We start from the raw sequence: 17,303 nt of genomic DNA on the forward strand, positions 1-17,303 counted from the left end.
GCGATGCGCCACGAACATGTCAAATTCCTCGAACGAGCCCTCGTCGAGCAGGAGCTCGATGCGCTCGCGCGCCGTGAGCTTGCCGCGCGCGTGCTGCGCGTCGATCCGGCGCTGGCCGCCGCCGAGACGGGCGGCAGACCGACGGGTTTCCAACTGCTCAAGGATGTCTTTCATGCTCTCCCCCATGTCCGATGCGGCACCCTAGCGTGTACCGTTGCATGCTCAAAGCGGATTCGCGAAAATTTGCAACATATACGCAGAGGTAGATTTGCTAATTGCATAACTGCAAATCAGACCGGCCCGCGGAGCCCCGCACCCCTTCCGGCAGAGGCCGCGCCGCGCTATAGCCGCGCGGTCCGCCACACGCGAGAATCTCATGACGCGGCATCCCATACCGCTTCCGGTTCCCGTCGTCACCATTGGCCTTCTCGTCGCCTCCAACATCTTCATGACCTTCGCCTGGTACGGCGATCTGAAGTTCAAGGCCGCCCCTCCTGACCGTGATCCTCGCGAGCTGGGGAATCGCGCTTTCTGAATACCTGCTGCAGGTGCCGGTGAACCGGATCGGGCACGGCCATTTCAGCGCCGCCGAGCTCAAGACGATCCAGGAGGTGATCACGCTCGTGGTCTTTGCCGCCTTCTCGGTGACCTGCCTCAAGGAGAGCCTCGGCTGGAACCACGCGGTCGGATTCGGGCTGATCGCGCTCGGGGCCTTCTTCATCTTTCACCGCTGGAACTGCGCTTCCCGCACAGCGCGCTGTGCAGAAAAGCGATGGACAAGCCCTCGACCGGGGCCTAGCTCAACGGGATGAGCCCCGATGCCCGCCGCCCCGAGATCCGGTTCCTCGACCGCAGCACGCCGCCCCATATCGTCACGCTGGTGATGGTTGCAGGGCTTTCGGCGCTCGCGATGAACATCTTCCTGCCGTCGCTGCCGGGCATGACCGAATGGTTCGCGACCGATTACCGGCTGATGCAGCTTTCGGTCTCGCTCTATCTCGCGGCGAGCGCGGTGCTGCAGATCGCGATCGGCCCGATCTCGGACCGGTTCGGGCGCCGCTCGGTGCTCCTGTGGTCGGTGGGGCTGTTCCTCGTCGCCACGCTCGGCACGCTGCTCGCGCCGAACGTCGGCGTGTTCCTCTTCTTCCGGATGATGCAGGCGGTGGTCGCGGCGGGCATGGTGCTGAGCCGCGCGGTGATCCGCGACATGGTGCCGGGCGAACAGGCGGCCTCGATGATCGGCTATGTCACGATGGGCATGTCGGTCGTGCCGATGGTCGGCCCGGTCGTCGGCGGTGTCCTAGACGAGGCCTTCGGCTGGCAGGCGAATTTCGCGCTTCTGATCGTGCTCGGGGTGTCGGTGCTGTGGCTCGTCTGGGCCGACCTCGGCGAGACGGCGGCCGGGCACACGGCGCGCTTCGCCGATCAGGTCCGGCAATATCCTGAACTGCTGACCTCGCCGCGCTTCTGGGGCTACTGCCTTGCCGCCGCCTTCACCTCAGGCACCTTCTTCGCCTATCTCGGTGGCGCGCCCTATGTCGGCTCCGAGATCTACCGGATGCCGCCGAGCCTCCTCGGCCTCTACTTCGCCGCCCCGGCGATCGGCTACGCGGCCGGTAACTACATCTCGGGCCGCTACTCGGTCGCGGTCGGGCTCAACCGCATGGTTCTGGCGGGCACGGCGATCACCACGGCGGGGATGCTCCTGCTCGCGGCGCTCGACCTTGCCGGCCTTGCCGGCGCCAATGCCTTCTTCGGGCTTACCATCGCGGTCGGGATCGGCAACGGCATGGCGCTGCCCAATGCCAATGCGGGGATGCTGTCGGTCCGGCCGGGGCTGGCCGGGACCGCCTCGGGGCTCGGCGGCGCGATCATGATCGGCGGCGGCGCCGCGCTCTCCGCACTCGCCGGCTGGGCGCTCGGGCTCGGCGGCGGCGCGCTGCCGTTGATCGGGCTGATGCTCCTCAGCTCGGCCGCCTCGGTCGTCTGCATCCTCCTGGTGATCCGTCGCGCCCGCCGGATCGGGGCCTGATCCCGCCGTTGCACGGTTCGCAAATTGCACTATTCTGATCCGCAAATATGCAAATCTGCGCGGATTGGGGCATGGAGTTCAAGGACGGTCTGGTTGCCGGGTTCAAGCCGAAGCTCCGCTCCCTCGACGAGGACTGGGAACGCTACATGTTCGCGGTCGTCGATCTCGAGGCGGCCGGCCAGATCACCCGCGTTCCCGGCGTGCCGCTCCTTCAGAGCCATTGCCAGCCCGGCTACGACTGGTTGATCGAGCGCTACTTCGAGGAAGGCCGGCTCGACGCGCTCGAAGCCCATTTCACCCCGGCGGGCGAGACTTTCTATGCCCCCTTGAGCGAGGCCACGCTGGCCGTGCTCGAGCGGTTCCGGGCGATGGGCGAGGCGGCCCGGGCGATCCGGGTCTGGCGCGCCCATGCCGGTCTTCTGAAGGGGGTGTTCTGGTTCTATGTGAACGAGCGCCGCAAGGGCTTCACCCACGAGCCGCGCCTTGCCTACGCGAGCGAGGCGGAGCAGCGCGCCGACCATGAGGCCTTCGTCGCCCGGATCCCGGAAAAGAAGGCAATCCTCCTCTCCGTAATGACCGATTTCCGCGACCTGCTCGAATCCGAAGGCGCGAGCCCGGCCGAACTGGCCCGGACCGACACCGACATCGCGGCGATCGAGGCCGAGGAACGCCCGAAGCCACGGGGCAAGACCGATCCGCGCAAGATGGACGAGGATGTCTTCTGGGAGCTGCTCGACCGCGGCCTCACCACCGAGACGATCGGCGAACGGCTCGACCTCTTGCCCGAACGGCTCGCGCTCTTCAAGCCCGCGGCGATCCGCGGCTTCGACGCGCGCCTGCGCGAGATCGACGCCCGCGCCTACCGCACCGATGTCTGGGCCCTCGCCTACCTCCTGCAAGGCGGATGCTCGGATGATTCCTTCGAGGCCTTCCGGGGCTGGCTGATCCTTCAGGGCCGCGCCGTCTTCGAGGCGACGCTGGCCCATCCCGACGGGTTCGAGATCGGCCTGCATCACGGCCAGTCCGGCGGCATGGACGCGCTTCGCGACGTGGCACCCATCGCCTACGACCTGTGTCAGGGCAAGGCGATGCCAAGATCGAAGGTCAAACCCCTCCGCCTTGCCGGCCCGGAGGTGGCGGAATCCGACTTCCCTGCCCTCCTGCCCCGCATCGCCGCACTCACGGAGTCCGATTGATGGCCACCCAGAAGCTTTATGCCGGCGCGAAGCTGCGCGAGACGCGCACCCGGCTCGGCCTGACGCAGAAGGCCTTTGCGGCCAAGCTCGGCGTCTCGCTGCCCTACCTCAACCAGATGGAGAACAACCACCGCCCGGTCTCGGCCGCCGTCGTGCTGGCGCTGGCGGGCGAGTTCGGGCTCGACGTGACCGAGCTTTCGGCGGGCGATGCCGAACGGCTCGTCTCGGACATGCGCGAGGCGCTGGCCGATCCGATCTTCGCCGATACCGCCCCGCCGCTTGCCGATCTGCGCCTCGCCGCCTCGAATGCGCCGATGCTCGCCCGCGCCTTTCTCGGGCTGCATCGCGCCTACCGGCAGAGCCACGAACGCCTCGCCTCGCTCGACGAGGCGCTCGGGCGCGACGAGACCGCGACCCGCGCCTCGCCCTGGGAGGAGGTGCGCGACTTCTTCCACTACTGCGACAACTACATCGATGCCGTCGACCGCGCCGCCGAACGCTTCGCCGACGCCGCCGAGGCGCGCCGCGACCCCGAGGCGCGGGCGCGCATGCTGCTTGCCGAGCGCGGCATCGAGGTGGTGCTGTCGGACAGCGCCGAGATTCGCCAGGTCAGCGACAGGCGGCTGACGCTCTCGACCCGCGCCGCGCCGGAGACGCGGCGCTTCCAACTCCTGTTCCAACTCGCACTCACCACCCAGAACGAGCTTCTGGAGGCGACGCTCGACCTCGCTCGCTTCCAGTCCGACGCGGCGCGGTCGATCGCCAAGATCGGCCTCGCGAACTATTTCGCCGGGGCGGCCCTCCTGCCCTACCGCGCCTTTCTGGAGGCGGCCGAGGAGACCCGGCACGACCTTGAACGCCTTGCCGACCGCTTCGGCGCCTCGATCGAGCAGGTCGCGCACCGGCTCTCGACGCTGCAACGGCCGGGGCAGAAGGGCATCCCGTTCTTCTTCGTCCGAGTCGACCAGGCCGGCACCATCACCAAGCGCCATTCCGCGACGCGGCTGCAGTTCGCCCGCTTCGGCGGCGCCTGCCCACTGTGGAACGTCCACCGCGCCTTCGAGACGCCGGGCCGTTTCCTGAGGCAACTGGCCGAGACGCCCGACGGCGTGCGCTATCTCTGCCTCGCCCGCGACGTCTCCAAGCACGGCGGATCGTTCCACGCGCCGGTTCGGCGCTACGCGATCGGGCTCGGCTGCGAGATCAGCCATGCCAAGGGCCTCGTCTATGCCGACGACCTCGATCTGACCAATGTCCGCGCCTTCGAGCCGATCGGGATCTCCTGCCGGATCTGCGAACGCAAGGATTGCCACCAGAGATCGGTGCCGCCCCTCGAACGCAAGCTCCGCGTCGATCCCGACCGGCGCGGGCTCCTGCCCTACGACATCGACTGATGCCGCGCCGTCCGAACGGTTCAGGCCCCGGCCAGCATCCGGGCGATCTCGTCCTTCAGATGGGCGCGCTTCTTGCGCATCTCCGTCTCGACGAGCCCGTCGACCGGCTCAACCCCGGTCTCGGCCCGGTGCACCTCGCGGTTGACGCTGTGATACTCCTCGGCGAGCCGCGCGAAATGCGCGTTCGAGACCTTCAGCTCATGGATCTTGTCGGCCTCGGCCGGGAATTCCTCGTGCAGCTCGTGGGGGGTATGCGACATGCCTGCGCTCCTTTGTTGTCCGCCCCCTTGCTAGCCCGCGCCTCGCCCCGCCTCCTTGACCTCGGTCAAACCCGGCGCGCGAAAGAGGCGCGAACGGCCGCCAAAGCGGCGGCATAACGCTTGCGCTCGGGGCCTTATGCCCCCAAGTTCGCGGCGCGATTCCAACCTTGCGCGGACCCAGATGATCCTTCTCGAAGACGGCCCCAAGGGCGCTCCCGCGCTCTTCGATGCGCCCCGGCGGCTGATCCGCGCCGACGGGCCGGCCGAGGTCGGGGCCGCGCTCGCCGCGCTCGACGCGGCGCGGGCCGAGGGCCTCTGGATCGCCGGCTTCGCAAGCTACGAACTCGGCTACGCGCTCGAGCCGCGGCTTCAGCCGCTGATGCCCGAAGGCCGCCGCCTGCCGCTCCTGGCCTTCGGTCTCTACGACGCCCCCGCCGCTGCCGACGCCTTCCTCGCGCGCGCCAGCGCCGAGGCCGGCTCCGCGAGCCTCAGCCTGCCCGCGCCCGGCTGGGCCGCGGACGCACACGGTGCGGCCCTCGCCCGGATCCAGGCCTATATCGCCGCGGGCGACGTCTACCAGGCCAACCTGACGATGGGCATGACGGCAAGCCGCACCGGCAGCGCGCCGGGCCTCTACGCCGCCCTCAGCGCCCGCCAGCCGGTCCGCCACGGCGCCTATGTGGCGCTTCCAGACCTGCCGGTCCTCGTCTCGCGCTCGCCCGAGCTTTTCTTCGCGACCGATGCCGACGGCCGGATCGAGACCCGGCCGATGAAGGGCACCGCCCCTCGCGCCTCCAACCCGGCCCATGATGCAGCCCTCCGGCTCGAGCTCGAGCAGAGCATCAAGAACCGCGCCGAGAACCTTATGATCGTTGATCTTCTGAGAAACGACATCTCGCGGATCTGCACGGTCGGCTCGGTCAGGGTGCCCGAGCTTTTCGCGATCGAGAGCTATGCCACCGTGCACCAGATGGTGAGCCGCGTGACCGGCCGGCTCCTGCCCCGCACTGAACCTTCCGCGATCTTCCGCGCGCTCTTTCCCTGCGGCTCGATCACCGGCGCGCCGAAGATCCGCGCGATGGAGATCATCCGCGAGCTGGAAGCCGGTCCCCGCGGCGCCTATTGCGGCGCGATCGGCTGGATGGGGCCGGACGGCGCGTCGAGCTTCAACGTGGCGATCCGCACGCTCACGCTCTTCGGCGAGAGCGAGGTCGAGCTTGGCGTCGGCGGCGGCATCGTCATCGATTCGACCGCCCATGGCGAATACGAGGAGGCCCTGTGGAAAGCCCGGTTTGCAGAGCTGACACCTGCCTGATCGAGACCTTTCGCTGGGACGGCGCGTCGTTCCACCGGCTCGAGGCGCATCTCGCCCGCGCCCGCGCCTCGGCCGCGGCGCTCGGCTTCGCCTGGGACCGCGCCGCGATCGAGGCGGCCCTCGCCACCGTAACCGGTTCCACCCCGCTTCGCACCCGCCTCACCCTCGGCCGCGCCGGCGACGCCAAGGTCACGACCGGCCCCATCGCCCCCAACCCGCCCGAGTGGCGGGTGATGATCGCACCCGAGCGGCTCGACCCCGATGCCCCGCTCCTGCGGCACAAGACGACCGAACGCGCACTCTACGACCGGACGCGCGCCGCGCTGCCCGCAGGCATCGACGAGGCGCTCTTCCTCAACACGAGCGGCGCAGCGGCAGAAGGCACGATCACCAATCTCTTCGCCGATCTCGGCCAGGGCCTCGTCACCCCGCCCCTCGCCTGCGGCTGCCTGCCCGGCATGCTGCGCGCCGAACTCCTCGCCTCGGGCCAGGCCCGTGAGCAGGTGATCTCCGAGGCGGACCTTTCCCGCGCCCGGCTCTTCATGGGCAACGCGCTCCGCGGCCTCGTCCCGGCGCGGCTCGTCCCCGCCCCCTGACCTTCTCCATTGCAAAAATACCCCGGGAGGGTCCGGGAGGGCAGCGCCCTCCCGGCTGCCTTTAGCGCTGCGCCACGCTCCAGCGCGGGCTCATCCACGGCTCGGAGTTTGCCGGCGCCAGCATGCCGCGCCCGAGGACGTGATCGGCGGCCTTCTCGCCGACCATGATCGAGGGCGCATTGAGGTTGCCGTTGGTGATCCGCGGGAAGACCGAGCTGTCGGCGACCCGCAAGCCATCCACGCCGATCACCCTGCATTCCGGATCGACCACCGCCATCGGATCGTCGCGCCGGCCCATCCGCGCGGTACCGCAGGGATGATAGGCGCTCTCGGCGTGCTCGCGGATGAAGCTGTCGATCTCCGCGTCGGTGCCGTAGCCGGCGCCGGGCTGGATCTCGTGCTTGACGAAGGGCTTGAACGCCTCCTGCGCGAAGATCTCGCGGGTGAGCCGCACGCATTTGCGGAACTCCGCCCAGTCGTTGGGATGCGACATGTAGTTGAAACGGATGAGCGGCGCCGCCTTCGGGTCGGCGGAGGCCAGCGTCACCGCGCCGCGCGACTTCGAGCGCATCGGCCCGACATGGGCCTGGAAGCCGTGCCCCTCGGCCGCCGCCTTGCCGTCGTAGCGCACCGCGATCGGCAGGAAGTGGTACTGGATATCCGGGTAGTCGACGCCCTTGTCCGAGCGGATGAAGGCGCAGCTCTCGAACTGGTTTGACGCACCGAGCCCGGTCCCGGTAAAGAGCCACTGCGCCCCCACCATCGCCTTGCCCATCAGGTTCCAGTACTTGTAGAGCGTGATCGGCTTCTTCGAGGCATACTGCATGTAGATCTCGAGATGATCCTGCAGGTTGGCCCCGACCCCCGGCCGATCCGCCACGACCCCGATCCCGTGCCCGGCAAGATGCGCCGCGGCGCCGATCCCCGAGAGCATGAGAAGCTTCGGCGTGTTGATCGAGGAGGCCGCGAGGATCACCTCGGCCCGCGCCCCGATCACCTCGACCTTGCCGCCGCGCTCGACCTCGACGCCCACGGCGCGGCCGTCGCGGATCACCACCTTGAGCGCGAGCGCCCGCACCAGCGTGCAGTTCTCGCGCTTCAGCGCGGGCCGCAGATAGGCATTCGCTGCCGACCAGCGCCGGCCCTTGAAGATCGTCGCCTCCATCGGCCCGAAGCCTTCCTGCTTCTCGCCGTTGTAATCGTCGGTGACCTCGTAGCCCGCCTCGCGGCCGGCCTCGACGAAGGCGTGGAAGAGGGGATTGGCGCGCGGGCCCCGCGTCACATGCAGCGGGCCGGAGGTGCCGCGGAACCCGTTCGCGGCACCATTGCCGCCGTGCCAGGTTTCCATCCGCTTGAAATAGGGCAGCACGTCGGCATAGGACCAGCCCGCCGCGCCGGCCTCGGCCCAGTGGTCGAAATCCCGCGCGTGGCCGCGCACGAAGACCATGCCGTTGATCGAGGACGAGCCGCCGATCACCTTGCCGCGCGGCGTGACCAAGCGCCGGTTGCCGAGATGCGCCTCGGGCTCGGACTGGTAGCCCCAGTCGTAGATCCCCATGTTCATCGGGTAGCTGAGCGCCCCCGGCATCTGGATGAACGGCCCCGCATCGGTGCCGCCATGCTCGATCACGATCACCCGCTTGCCGGCCTCGGCGAGCCGGTAGGCCATCGCGCACCCGCCCGAGCCCGCGCCCACGACCACATAATCGGCTTCCATCTCGCGCCCTCCGCTTTCAACCGCCGCGCGGACCTGGCCCGCGCCCCTCGTCGCTCAGTACGGCGCCTCGACCGGCCCCATGCCGACGTAGACGCTCTTGATCTGGCTGTAGTGCTCGATCGCCGCCTTCGAGTTCTCGCGCCCCACGCCCGAGAGCTTGACGCCGCCGAACGGCGCCTCCACCGGGGCGAGGTTGTAGGCGTTGATCCAGCACGACCCGGCCTCGAGCCGCCCGACCAACCGGTGCGCGCGGGTCAGATCGCGGGTGAAGACCCCCGCCGAAAGGCCGAATTCCGTTGCATTGGCTCGGGTTACGACCTCGTCCTCATCCTCGAAATCGAGCACCGCCATCACCGGCCCGAAGATCTCTTCCCGGGCGATCGCCATCGTGTCGGTGACATCGGCGAAGACCGTGGGCCGGATGTAGTAGCCCCCGTCCCCGGCCCGCGCGCCGCCGGTCACCAGCCGCGCACCCTCGGCCTTGCCCGCCTCGACGTAAGCCAGAACCTTCTCCATCTGCGCGGCCGAGACGACGGGGCCCATCTGCACCGCCTCGTCCATCGGATCGCCGAGCCGGATCGCCTCGGTGCGCTCCTTGAGCCGGGCGAGGAACCGTTCCTTGATGCCCTTCTGGACAAAGACCCGCGTGCCGTTCGAGCAGACCTGGCCCGAGGAGTAGAAATTGCCCAGAAGCGCGCCGCCGACCGCATCCTCGACATCGGCATCATCGAACACGATCAGCGGCGACTTGCCGCCAAGCTCCATCGTGACATGCCGCATCCCCTCGGCCGCGGCGGCATAGACCTTGCGCCCGGTCGGCACCGAGCCCGTCAGCGAGACCTTGGCGACGCGCGGATCGGTGATCAGCGAGGTCCCCACCGCACCGCGGCCCTGCACGACGTTCATCAGCCCCGCCGGTAGCCCGGACTCGACGAGAATTTCCGCGACTTTCAGGGCACATAGCGGCGTGACTTCAGACGGCTTGAAGATCATCGCATTGCCCATCGCGAGCGCCGGGGCCGACTTCCAGCAGGCGATCTGGGTCGGGTAGTTCCAGGCGCCGATGCCGACGCAGACCCCGAGCGGCTCGCGCACCGTGTAGACGAAATCGCGCCCCAGAGGGATCGTCTCGCCGGTGACGGCGGGCACGAGGCCCGCGAAATACTCCAGCGCGTCCGCGCCGGAGGTCGCGTCGGCGACCAGCGTCTCCTGCAGCGGCTTGCCGGTGTCGAGCGTCTCCAGCTCCGACAGCGCGCGGTTGCGCTCGCGGATCAGGTCGGCGGCGCGGCGCAGGATGCGGGCACGCTCGACCGGCTTGACGAGCGCCCATTCCGCCTGCGCCCGCGCGGCCGAGGCGATGGCGCGCTCGACCACGGCGGGCGTCGCCTCGTGGACGCGGGCGATCACCTCGCCGGTCGCGGGGTAGATCACCTCGATCTCGGCGCCTGCCCTGTCCTCGAGATAGGCGCCATCGACGAAATGGCTGGCTTTCGGCTGCGCACTCATTCGGTCGTCTCCAGTTCGCGTTCCAGGTAGTCCATGACGATCTCGGCGGCCCCGGCACCATCCGGCGTTCCGGCTTTCAGCGCCTCGCGGATGTAGACGCCGTCGATCATTGCGCCGAGGCCCTGCGCCACCGCCTCTGCGCGCACGCCGACGAGCGGGCGCAGGTCGTGGCAGAGGTTCGAGTTCAGCCGCCTCTGGTAGATGCCGAGCAATCGCCGCGCCTCGGGCAGGGTCTGGGCGAGGACGTAGAAATTCAACCACGCGCCAATGGTTTCGCGGCGAAAGCTCGAGCTCGCGAAGCTCGCCCGGACGATGCCCTGAAGCCGGCCGCGAGGCCCCTCGGCGGCCGCGAGTGCGCCGCGCACCTCGGCGCCGTAGAGCGTCAGGATATGGCGCATCGCGGCGAGGAAGATCTGCTCCTTGGAGCCGAAATAGTGATGCGCCAGCGCCGAGGACATTCCCGCCCGCTTGGCGATCTGGCTGACCGTGACATCCAGCGATCCGGTGCGGCCGATCTCGGTGATCGTGGCCTTGACCAGGGCCGCCTTGCGAATCGGTTCCATCCCAACTTTCGGCATCCGCCCGCCCTTTCCGATGTGGACTCTATCGCTACACGAAGTTTTATTGACTCGTCAATCAACAAAAATAAAACCGCGCCCCGCAGAGGTTCCCTTGAGAAATCTGACAGTTGGACTAGTCTTTTCCGCACGACATGCCCGGAACCGCTGCGGCGGCCCGAGATTTTTTTCTTGCGCTCCGACGCGGGATGTATGTTTATTGATCCGTCAATCAAGAAAACAGGGAGACAGCGAATGACCCTTTCCAAGACCCTGCGTGCGACACTGCTGGCCACGGCCGCGCTCACCGTCGCGGCGCCGGCCTTCGCCGCCGGTTGCGACAAGGTGGTGTTCTCCGATGTCGGCTGGACCGACATCACCGCCACAACCGCAGTGACCACGACGATCCTCGAGGCGCTCGGCTACGAGACCGACGTCAAGGTTCTGTCGGTGCCGGTGACCTATACGGGCCTCGCCGAAGGCGACATCGACGTCTTCCTCGGCAACTGGATGCCGACGATGGAAGCCGACATCGCCCCCTACCGCGAGGCGGGCACGGTCGATACGATCGGCCGCAACCTTGAGGGCGCGAAATACACGCTCGCCACCAACAAGGCGGGTGCCGATCTCGGCATCACCGACTTCGCCGCGATCGCCGCGCAGAAGGATGCGCTCGAGGGCAAGATCTACGGGATCGAGCCGGGCAACGACGGCAACCGGCTGATCATCGACATGATCGCGGCGAACCAGTTCGGGCTTGATGGCTTCGAGGTGGTGGAAAGCTCCGAACAGGGAATGCTGGCACAGGTCGGCAACGCCGACAGCGACGGCAAGCCGATCGTCTTTCTCGGCTGGGAACCGCATCCGATGAACGCGACCTTCGAGATGACCTACCTTTCGGGCGGCGACGATGTCTTCGGCCCGAACTTCGGCGGCGCCGAGGTCTTCACCAACACCCGCAAGGGCTATGTCGCGGAATGCGCGAACACCGGCAAGCTGCTCACCAACCTCACGTTCACGCTCGAGATGGAAAACGAGATCATGGACGGGATCCTCAACGACGGCGAGGCGCCGGACGAGGCCGCCAAGAAATGGCTTTCCGAGAACATGGACGCGCTCGGCCCCTGGCTTGACGGCGTGACCACGAAGGACGGCGGCGACGCGATGGCCGCCGTGGAGACCGCGCTGAACTGACAACCGGTTCGCGCGAGGTCCCTCTCCGTCACACTCCCTGCGGCGGAGAGGGACATTTCTACCAGAACGGGGAAACCGTGGCGCGGGCCCGCGCGGCCGGCCGCGATTTTGGGGATGAGGGATGGACTGGCTCGAACAGCTTTGGCTCGCGGATCACAAGATCCCGGTCGGAAAGGCCGCAAAGACACTTTTCGACTGGATGAAAGACAATCTGAAACCGGCCTTCCGGCTGATCTCCGACGTCATGGATGCCATGATCAACGGCATCCTCTGGCTGCTGGACACGCCGCATCCCCTGGTCATCGTGGCGATCTTCGTCGCGATCACCTGGCTCGTGCAGCGGAACTGGAAGACCTGCGTGATGGTGGCGCTCGGTTTCCTCTTCATCCTCAACCAGGGCTACTGGGACGAGACGATGCAGAGCATGACGCTGATCCTGTCGTCCTGCATCGTCTGCATGGCGGTCGGCGTGCCGATCGGCATCGCCGCCGCCCACCGGCCGAGGCTCTATGCCGCGATGCAGCCGATCCTAGACCTGATGCAGACGCTGCCGACCTTCGTCTACCTGATCCCGGCGATCATCTTCTTCGGCCTTGGCATGGTGCCCGGCCTTCTGGCGACCGTGATCTTCGTGCTGCCGGCGCCGATCCGGCTGACGCATCTCGGCGTCTCCTCGACGCCGACCGCGCTCATCGAGGCGCTGACCGCGTTCGGCGCGACCAAGCGGCAGGTGCTCTTCAAGGCCGAGCTTCCTTACGCCTTTCCCCAGATCATGGCCGGTCTCAACCAGACAATCATGCTGTCGCTGTCGATGGTCGTCATCGCCGCCCTCGTCGGCGCGAGCGGGCTCGGCGTGCCGGTGATGCGGGCGCTGCAGTCGGTCAACACCGCGCTCGGGTTTGAATCGGGCTTCGTGATCGTGGTCGTGGCCATCGTGCTCGACCGGATGCTGCGCCGGGGGAGCGCGCAATGAGGGGGGACGCCACAATGATCGGCCAGGACATCGCGGTCGAGTTCGACAAGGTCAACATCGTCTTCGGCGAGCATCCCGAACGCGCCCTGCCGCTGATGGATGAGGGTTTGAGCCGGGGCGTCATTCAGAAGCGCACGGGCCAGGTGCTCGGCGTGCATGACTGCTCGCTGACGGTCGCGAAGGGCGAGATCCTCGTGCTGATGGGGCTCTCGGGCTCGGGCAAGTCGACGCTCCTGCGCGCGGTCAACGGGCTCAACCCCGTTTGCCGCGGCAAGGTCACGATCCATGACGAGGGCTGGAGTTGCGAGGTCGGCAGCGCCTCCGCACCCGACCTGCTCAAGGTGCGGCGCGAATGCGTGGCGATGGTGTTCCAGCAGTTCGGCCTGCTGCCCTGGCGGACGGTGCGCGAGAACGTGGGCCTCGGCCTCGAACTTGCCGGCCAGACCCCGGCCCAGCGTCGCGCCAAGATCGACGAACAGCTCGCGCTGGTCGGCCTCAGCGACTGGGCCGAGCGCAAGGTGGGCGAGCTCTCCGGCGGCATGCAGCAGCGCGTCGGCCTCGCCCGCGCCTTCGCCACCGAGGCGCCGATCCTCCTGATGGACGAACCCTTCTCGGCGCTCGATCCCTTGATCCGCACCCGGCTCCAGGATGAACTGCTGGAGCTCCAGGAAAAGCTGCACCGCACGATCATCTTCGTCAGCCACGACCTCGACGAGGCGTTCAAGATCGGCAACCGGATCGCGCTGATGGAGGGCGGGCGCATCGTGCAATGCGGCACCGCGCGCGAGATCATCGCCAACCCGGCCTCGGACTATGTCGCCGATTTCGTAGCGCACATGAATCCGCTCGGCGTGCTCACTGCCTCGGACATCATGAAGCCTCCGTCAGGCGAGGCGGCGGACGGCCCCGGCGTGCCGCCCGACGCGCCGGTACGCGAGGTGATGGAGCTGTTGCGCGAAGTCCCTGCGCTCTCGGTGACCGAGGGCGGGCAGACGCTCGGCCAGATCACGCGGGAAAGCGTGATTGGCCGGCTCCTCGACCCGCGCGGGTGAAGGGCGGGCTCAGTCCCGCGACATAAGCTCGACGAGGGCGGTCAGCGCCTTGTCGTCGAGCCCGGCCTCGACGCCGCGATGGGCAAGGTCGCTGAAAAGCTGCGGCAGCTCCGCATGTGCCCCGAGCGCGCGGAACGTCGCCAGCGCGTCGTCGAGCGCCGCGGCATAGACCGTCATCGTCGCGGGCGGATTGTCGAACTTGCCCGCCGGAACGGTGTCGGAGAAGTACTTGTGATAGGCGGGCAGGACCCCCATCGACACCGGTATCTGTGAGGCGAAGACGTCGAGCGGGATGCCCGCCTTGCGGCAGACGAGCCCGCCGTAGATCATGCCGAACATGAAGCCCTGCCGGGTGGTGAAGAGTGCCGCGAAGAGCGCCGCGATCATGCCCGCCCGGTCGCCTACCCGTGCCGAGCCGCCGCCAAGCGTGCGGATGATCGGCGCGCATCTTTGCCAGACCGGCTCCGCGCCGACCATCAGAAGCACGGTCTCGGGCAGGCTGATGCCGGTCGGATAGGCGTTGATGATGCCGATCATCCAGTCCGCCCCCTGCCCGTCCAGATGTGCGGCCAGCGCCTCGGCATCCTCGGCCCCGCCGGTGCTGAGCTCGATGATCGTGCGCCCCGATACCGCGTCGCCCGCCGCGCCGAGCAGTTCCAGCGTCTTGTCGTGCGAGGCGATGCAGATCACCGTCACCGGGCTTGCCCGGAGCGCCTCGGCCGCCGAGCCCGCCTGCACAGCACCCGCCGCGACGAGCGGCGCAGCCTTCTCCGGCGACCGGTTCCAGACCGTCACCGCGTAGCCGCCCTTGATGAGCGCGGCCGCGAGCGCACTGCCCATGGCCCCGAGGCCGATCACCGAAACGTCCGACATGCTGTCCCCCTCTCCAAAAAGGACAGCCTACCCCGGATCGGACCATCCACCAAACATCCGGCCCTGCAGGTTCAGATGTTCGCCGCTTCGGGCGGCGGTGTGACCGCGCGCCGCTTCAGCTGCGCCTCGCGCCAGGTCATGTAGCTGATCGCCGCGATGATCAGCGCGCCGCCGGCCAGCACGAAGGGATCCACCGCCTCGCCGAAGGCGAACCAGCCGAGCGCCGTCGCCCAGACGAGTTGCAGGAAGGTCACCGGCTGGGTCACCGTCAGCGGCGCGGCCGCGAAGGCCCGCGCCATCGTGTAATGGCCGAGTGTCGCGAAGGCCGCGACCACGCCGAGCCAGCCGAGCTGTTCGAGGCTCGGCCACACCCAGACTGCGATGGCAAAGGGTGCGAGCCCCAGCGTCACCGTCAGCGACATCAGCGCCACGATCGTCGCCGGGGACAGGGAGGCCGAGAGCCGCTTGGCGAAGAGGTAGGAGACGCCGAAGCACATCGCCGCGCCGAGCTGGGCGATGTGGCCCGCGCTCACCTCCCGCACCCCCGGCCGAAGGATGATCATCGCCCCGACGAGCGCCACGCCGATCGCGACCAGCCGCCGCGCCGCGAGCCGTTCGCCAAGGAAAAGTGCCGCGCCGAGCGTCACCACGACCGGGTTCAGGTAGCCGATCGCCGTGACCTCGGCGACCGGGATCCGCGCCATCGCGAAGAACCACAGCGACACCGCCAGCACATGGAAGGCACCGCGCCCGGCGACCAGCGGCCAGACCCCGGCCGCCTGCGCGCGTCGGAATGCGGGCAGAAGTGTCGGGGCGAAGAAGAAGATGCCGTAGACGAAGCGGATGAACGCCGCCTCCACCGCGGGCAACCCGGTGCCGAGATGGCGCACCGTCCCGGTGACCGCGACGAACGAGAGCCCGGTCGCGAGCATCCACAATATGCCCGCGACGGGGCGACCTTGATCGACGGCGGTCATGGCGAGACATGACCTTATCGTGGCGGCGGGCGCAAGGCTCAGCCCACGGCGAGCCGTACCGCGATCGAGATCATGACGAGCGCCACCCCGCCGTCGAGCACCCTCCAGGCTGCCTCCCGCGCGAAGACCGGGGCGAGGAGCCGCGCGCCGAAGCCGAGCGTGAAGAAGAACGCGAAGGAGCCGAGCGCCGCCCCCGCCCCGAACGCCATCTCTCGGCCCGGGTACTGCGCCGCGATCGAGCCGAGCAGCACAACCGTGTCGAGATAGACATGCGGGTTGAGCCAGGTGATCGCGGCGAGCGTCGTGAGGACGGGCCCGAGCGCCCCCGGCCCCGCGCTTCGCGGCGCGAGCGCACCACCGCCCCGAAGCGCCGACCAGCCCGCCCGGAGGCCGTAGGCGAGGAGGAATGCCACGCCGCCCCAGCGCAGCGCCTGGCCGAGCCAGGGCGCCACCGCGCTCGCCGCCGCGAAACCCGCGACACCGGTGGCGATCAGCACCGCGTCCGAGGTCGCACAGAACAGCACGCAGGCCAGCACATGCTCGCGCCGGAGCCCCTGCCGCAGCACGAAGGCATTCTGCGCCCCGATCGCCATGATCAGTCCGACCGACACCTGAAATCCCGAAAGTCCTGCCGCCAACATCCACCCCTCCTGTCGTCACGGGCTTGACTAGCGGGCGCCTTGATGTAAGTCGAATTAATGTTTCTGTTCTGTATTAAATTCTACTAATGCATGACCCGGCCCAGCTCCAGGCCCTCGCGGCGATCCTGCGCTCCGGCTCGTTCGAGGCGGCGGCGGCGACACTCCATGTTACGCCCTCGGCGATCTCGCAGCGGCTGAAGGCGCTCGAGGAGCGGCTCGGCACGGCCCTGGTGACCCGAGGCCAACCGGCCCGCGCGACCGCCGCCGGGGCCCGCCTCGCGCGCCATTTCGAGGATGTGCAGCTCCTGGAACACGCGCTCGCCGCCGATCTCGGCGCAAAGCTCGCGGCAGAGCGGCCAACGGTGCGGATCGCGGTCAATGCCGACAGCCTCGCGACCTGGGTCCTGCCCGCGCTCGCCGCGGTGCCGGATCTGCTCTACGACCTGGTGATCGACGATCAGGACCATTCCGCCGACTGGCTGCGTCGCGGCGAAGTGCAGGCCGCCGTGACCGCGCATGACGCACCGGTCGCGGGCTGCGACAGCCACCCGCTCGGCCAGCTGCGCTGCATCGCGTCGGCAAGCCCCGCCTTCATCGACTGGTGGTTCGCCGAGGGCGTCACCGCCGAAACACTCGGCCGCGCCCCCGCGCTGATATTCAATCAGAAGGACCGGCTTCCAACCCTCTGGGCACACCGCCTCACCGGCCGTCGGATCGCCCCGCCGAGCCATTACCTCGCCTCGAGCCGGGGCCATGTCGACGCCGCCCGGCTCGGCCTCGGCTGGGGCATGAACCCCGAGCCCCTGATCCGCCGCGACCTCGCCGCGGGGCATCTCGCGGCACTCGTGCCGGACGCGCCGCTGGATATCGCGCTTTACTGGCAGGTCGGGCGGCTGACAGGCGCGGCGATGGCGCCTCTGACACGTGCGGTCCGCGCCCAGGCGGCGGCCGTCCTGCTTCCGCCCCTTCCAGCCTGACCCGCCACGGCGAAGACGCGCAGACGGCCAGCCCCGCCACCGG

At 68.5% G+C, this 17,303-nt stretch carries 17 protein-coding genes and 1 pseudogene; 10 read left to right on the top strand and 8 right to left on the bottom strand.

Annotated features, from left to right (window positions below; all coding sequences use genetic code 11):
- Positions 1-174: carboxyl transferase domain-containing protein (locus tag OEZ60_RS16755; RefSeq protein ID WP_317852845.1), on the bottom strand; the 174-nt coding region annotated here is incomplete at its 3' end.
- 217 nt (positions 175-391) lie between these two features.
- Here OEZ60_RS16755 and OEZ60_RS16760 point away from each other — a divergent pair.
- From OEZ60_RS16760 to OEZ60_RS16775, 4 genes and pseudogenes are all read left to right on the top strand, one after another.
- A pseudogene (locus OEZ60_RS16760) lies at positions 392-737 on the top strand (DMT family protein); the annotation flags it as partial.
- Between the two features lie 71 nt (positions 738-808).
- Positions 809-2,032, top strand: coding sequence for a Bcr/CflA family efflux MFS transporter (locus OEZ60_RS16765; RefSeq protein ID WP_263338670.1), 1,224 nt, complete (start codon positions 809-811; stop codon positions 2,030-2,032).
- 71 nt (positions 2,033-2,103) lie between these two features.
- Entirely contained in the window at positions 2,104-3,228 is a 1,125-nt protein-coding gene (locus OEZ60_RS16770; protein WP_263338673.1) for a DUF4240 domain-containing protein, read from the top strand.
- Entirely contained in the window at positions 3,228-4,622 is a 1,395-nt protein-coding gene (locus OEZ60_RS16775) for a helix-turn-helix domain-containing protein (RefSeq protein WP_263338676.1), read from the top strand. The genes OEZ60_RS16770 and OEZ60_RS16775 overlap by 1 nt, the downstream gene beginning before the upstream one ends.
- Before the next feature lie 20 nt (positions 4,623-4,642).
- Here the strand turns inward: OEZ60_RS16775 and OEZ60_RS16780 are convergent, their stop codons facing one another.
- On the bottom strand, positions 4,643-4,882 hold the full coding sequence (locus OEZ60_RS16780) for a YdcH family protein (RefSeq protein WP_263338679.1): 240 nt from the start codon (positions 4,880-4,882) through the stop codon (positions 4,643-4,645).
- A 181-nt stretch (positions 4,883-5,063) separates the two neighbouring features.
- Between OEZ60_RS16780 and OEZ60_RS16785 the strand changes: the two genes are divergently transcribed.
- Together OEZ60_RS16785 and OEZ60_RS16790 are read left to right on the top strand one after the other, a co-directional pair.
- Entirely contained in the window at positions 5,064-6,197 is a 1,134-nt protein-coding gene (locus OEZ60_RS16785) for an aminodeoxychorismate synthase component I (protein WP_263338682.1), read from the top strand.
- Positions 6,161-6,793, top strand: coding sequence for an aminotransferase class IV (locus OEZ60_RS16790; protein WP_263338685.1), 633 nt, complete (start codon positions 6,161-6,163; stop codon positions 6,791-6,793). Before OEZ60_RS16785 ends, OEZ60_RS16790 begins: the two co-directional genes overlap by 37 nt.
- 61 nt (positions 6,794-6,854) lie before the next feature.
- Here the strand turns inward: OEZ60_RS16790 and betA are convergent, their stop codons facing one another.
- From betA to betI, 3 genes are read right to left on the bottom strand one after another with little or no spacing between them, the layout of a single operon-like run.
- The gene (gene betA, locus OEZ60_RS16795; protein WP_263338688.1) at positions 6,855-8,510 is read right to left on the bottom strand and encodes a choline dehydrogenase; all 1,656 of its coding nucleotides are present in this window, start codon (positions 8,508-8,510) and stop codon (positions 6,855-6,857) included.
- A 54-nt stretch (positions 8,511-8,564) separates the two neighbouring features.
- Positions 8,565-10,016 carry a betaine-aldehyde dehydrogenase gene (gene betB / locus OEZ60_RS16800; RefSeq protein WP_263338690.1) on the bottom strand — a complete coding sequence of 484 codons (1,452 nt, stop codon included), beginning with the start codon at positions 10,014-10,016 and terminating at the stop codon, positions 8,565-8,567.
- Positions 10,013-10,594 carry a choline-binding transcriptional repressor BetI gene (gene betI, locus OEZ60_RS16805; protein ID WP_263338692.1) on the bottom strand — a complete coding sequence of 194 codons (582 nt, stop codon included), beginning with the start codon at positions 10,592-10,594 and terminating at the stop codon, positions 10,013-10,015. Before betI ends, betB begins: the two co-directional genes overlap by 4 nt.
- A gap of 234 nt (positions 10,595-10,828) precedes the next feature.
- Here betI and choX point away from each other — a divergent pair, with 234 nt between their 5' ends.
- The 3 genes from choX (at position 10,829) to choV (ending at position 13,792) form a co-directional block, all read left to right on the top strand.
- Positions 10,829-11,767 carry a choline ABC transporter substrate-binding protein gene (gene choX / locus OEZ60_RS16810; protein WP_263338694.1) on the top strand — a complete coding sequence of 313 codons (939 nt, stop codon included), beginning with the start codon at positions 10,829-10,831 and terminating at the stop codon, positions 11,765-11,767.
- A gap of 121 nt (positions 11,768-11,888) precedes the next feature.
- Positions 11,889-12,740, top strand: coding sequence for a choline ABC transporter permease subunit (gene choW / locus OEZ60_RS16815; RefSeq protein WP_263338697.1), 852 nt, complete (start codon positions 11,889-11,891; stop codon positions 12,738-12,740).
- Positions 12,737-13,792 carry a choline ABC transporter ATP-binding protein gene (choV, locus tag OEZ60_RS16820; RefSeq protein WP_263338699.1) on the top strand — a complete coding sequence of 352 codons (1,056 nt, stop codon included), beginning with the start codon at positions 12,737-12,739 and terminating at the stop codon, positions 13,790-13,792. Before choW ends, choV begins: the two co-directional genes overlap by 4 nt.
- Positions 13,793-13,801: 9 nt before the next feature.
- On the opposite strand, the gene OEZ60_RS16825 is transcribed toward choV, so the two are convergent.
- The 3 genes from OEZ60_RS16825 to OEZ60_RS16835 form a co-directional block, all read right to left on the bottom strand.
- Positions 13,802-14,665: an NAD(P)-dependent oxidoreductase gene (locus OEZ60_RS16825; protein WP_263338702.1), complete on the bottom strand. Its 864-nt coding sequence runs from the start codon at positions 14,663-14,665 to the stop codon at positions 13,802-13,804.
- A 71-nt stretch (positions 14,666-14,736) separates the two neighbouring features.
- Positions 14,737-15,642 carry a DMT family transporter gene (locus OEZ60_RS16830; RefSeq protein ID WP_263338705.1) on the bottom strand — a complete coding sequence of 302 codons (906 nt, stop codon included), beginning with the start codon at positions 15,640-15,642 and terminating at the stop codon, positions 14,737-14,739.
- A 38-nt stretch (positions 15,643-15,680) separates the two neighbouring features.
- Positions 15,681-16,283: a LysE/ArgO family amino acid transporter gene (locus OEZ60_RS16835; RefSeq protein WP_263338708.1), complete on the bottom strand. Its 603-nt coding sequence runs from the start codon at positions 16,281-16,283 to the stop codon at positions 15,681-15,683.
- 86 nt (positions 16,284-16,369) lie between these two features.
- Here OEZ60_RS16835 and OEZ60_RS16840 point away from each other — a divergent pair, with 86 nt between their 5' ends.
- Positions 16,370-17,260 (top strand): LysR family transcriptional regulator ArgP, encoded by an 891-nt coding sequence (locus OEZ60_RS16840; protein ID WP_263338711.1) that lies wholly within the window; start codon positions 16,370-16,372, stop codon positions 17,258-17,260.
- Positions 17,261-17,303: the final 43 nt, after the last annotated feature.

The organism is Albidovulum salinarum (assembly GCF_025673475.1).
In the GTDB taxonomy this organism is placed as follows: Bacteria; Pseudomonadota; Alphaproteobacteria; order Rhodobacterales; family Rhodobacteraceae; genus Albidovulum; species Albidovulum salinarum.

Coding starts and splice junctions, on each gene's coding strand:
- OEZ60_RS16785 (WP_263338682.1), top strand. CDS start 5,064: ATGATCCTTCTCGAAGACGGCCCCAAGGGCGCTCCCGCGCTCTTCGAT.
- OEZ60_RS16780 (WP_263338679.1), bottom strand. CDS start 4,882: ATGTCGCATACCCCCCACGAGCTGCACGAGGAATTCCCGGCCGAGGCC.
- choW (WP_263338697.1), top strand. CDS start 11,889: ATGGACTGGCTCGAACAGCTTTGGCTCGCGGATCACAAGATCCCGGTC.
- OEZ60_RS16830 (WP_263338705.1), bottom strand. CDS start 15,642: ATGACCGCCGTCGATCAAGGTCGCCCCGTCGCGGGCATATTGTGGATG.
- OEZ60_RS16825 (WP_263338702.1), bottom strand. CDS start 14,665: ATGTCGGACGTTTCGGTGATCGGCCTCGGGGCCATGGGCAGTGCGCTC.
- OEZ60_RS16840 (WP_263338711.1), top strand. CDS start 16,370: ATGCATGACCCGGCCCAGCTCCAGGCCCTCGCGGCGATCCTGCGCTCC.
- OEZ60_RS16765 (WP_263338670.1), top strand. CDS start 809: ATGAGCCCCGATGCCCGCCGCCCCGAGATCCGGTTCCTCGACCGCAGC.
- choV (WP_263338699.1), top strand. CDS start 12,737: ATGAGGGGGGACGCCACAATGATCGGCCAGGACATCGCGGTCGAGTTC.
- betI (WP_263338692.1), bottom strand. CDS start 10,594: ATGCCGAAAGTTGGGATGGAACCGATTCGCAAGGCGGCCCTGGTCAAG.
- betA (WP_263338688.1), bottom strand. CDS start 8,510: ATGGAAGCCGATTATGTGGTCGTGGGCGCGGGCTCGGGCGGGTGCGCG.
- OEZ60_RS16835 (WP_263338708.1), bottom strand. CDS start 16,283: ATGTTGGCGGCAGGACTTTCGGGATTTCAGGTGTCGGTCGGACTGATC.
- OEZ60_RS16775 (WP_263338676.1), top strand. CDS start 3,228: ATGGCCACCCAGAAGCTTTATGCCGGCGCGAAGCTGCGCGAGACGCGC.
- choX (WP_263338694.1), top strand. CDS start 10,829: ATGACCCTTTCCAAGACCCTGCGTGCGACACTGCTGGCCACGGCCGCG.
- betB (WP_263338690.1), bottom strand. CDS start 10,016: ATGAGTGCGCAGCCGAAAGCCAGCCATTTCGTCGATGGCGCCTATCTC.
- OEZ60_RS16770 (WP_263338673.1), top strand. CDS start 2,104: ATGGAGTTCAAGGACGGTCTGGTTGCCGGGTTCAAGCCGAAGCTCCGC.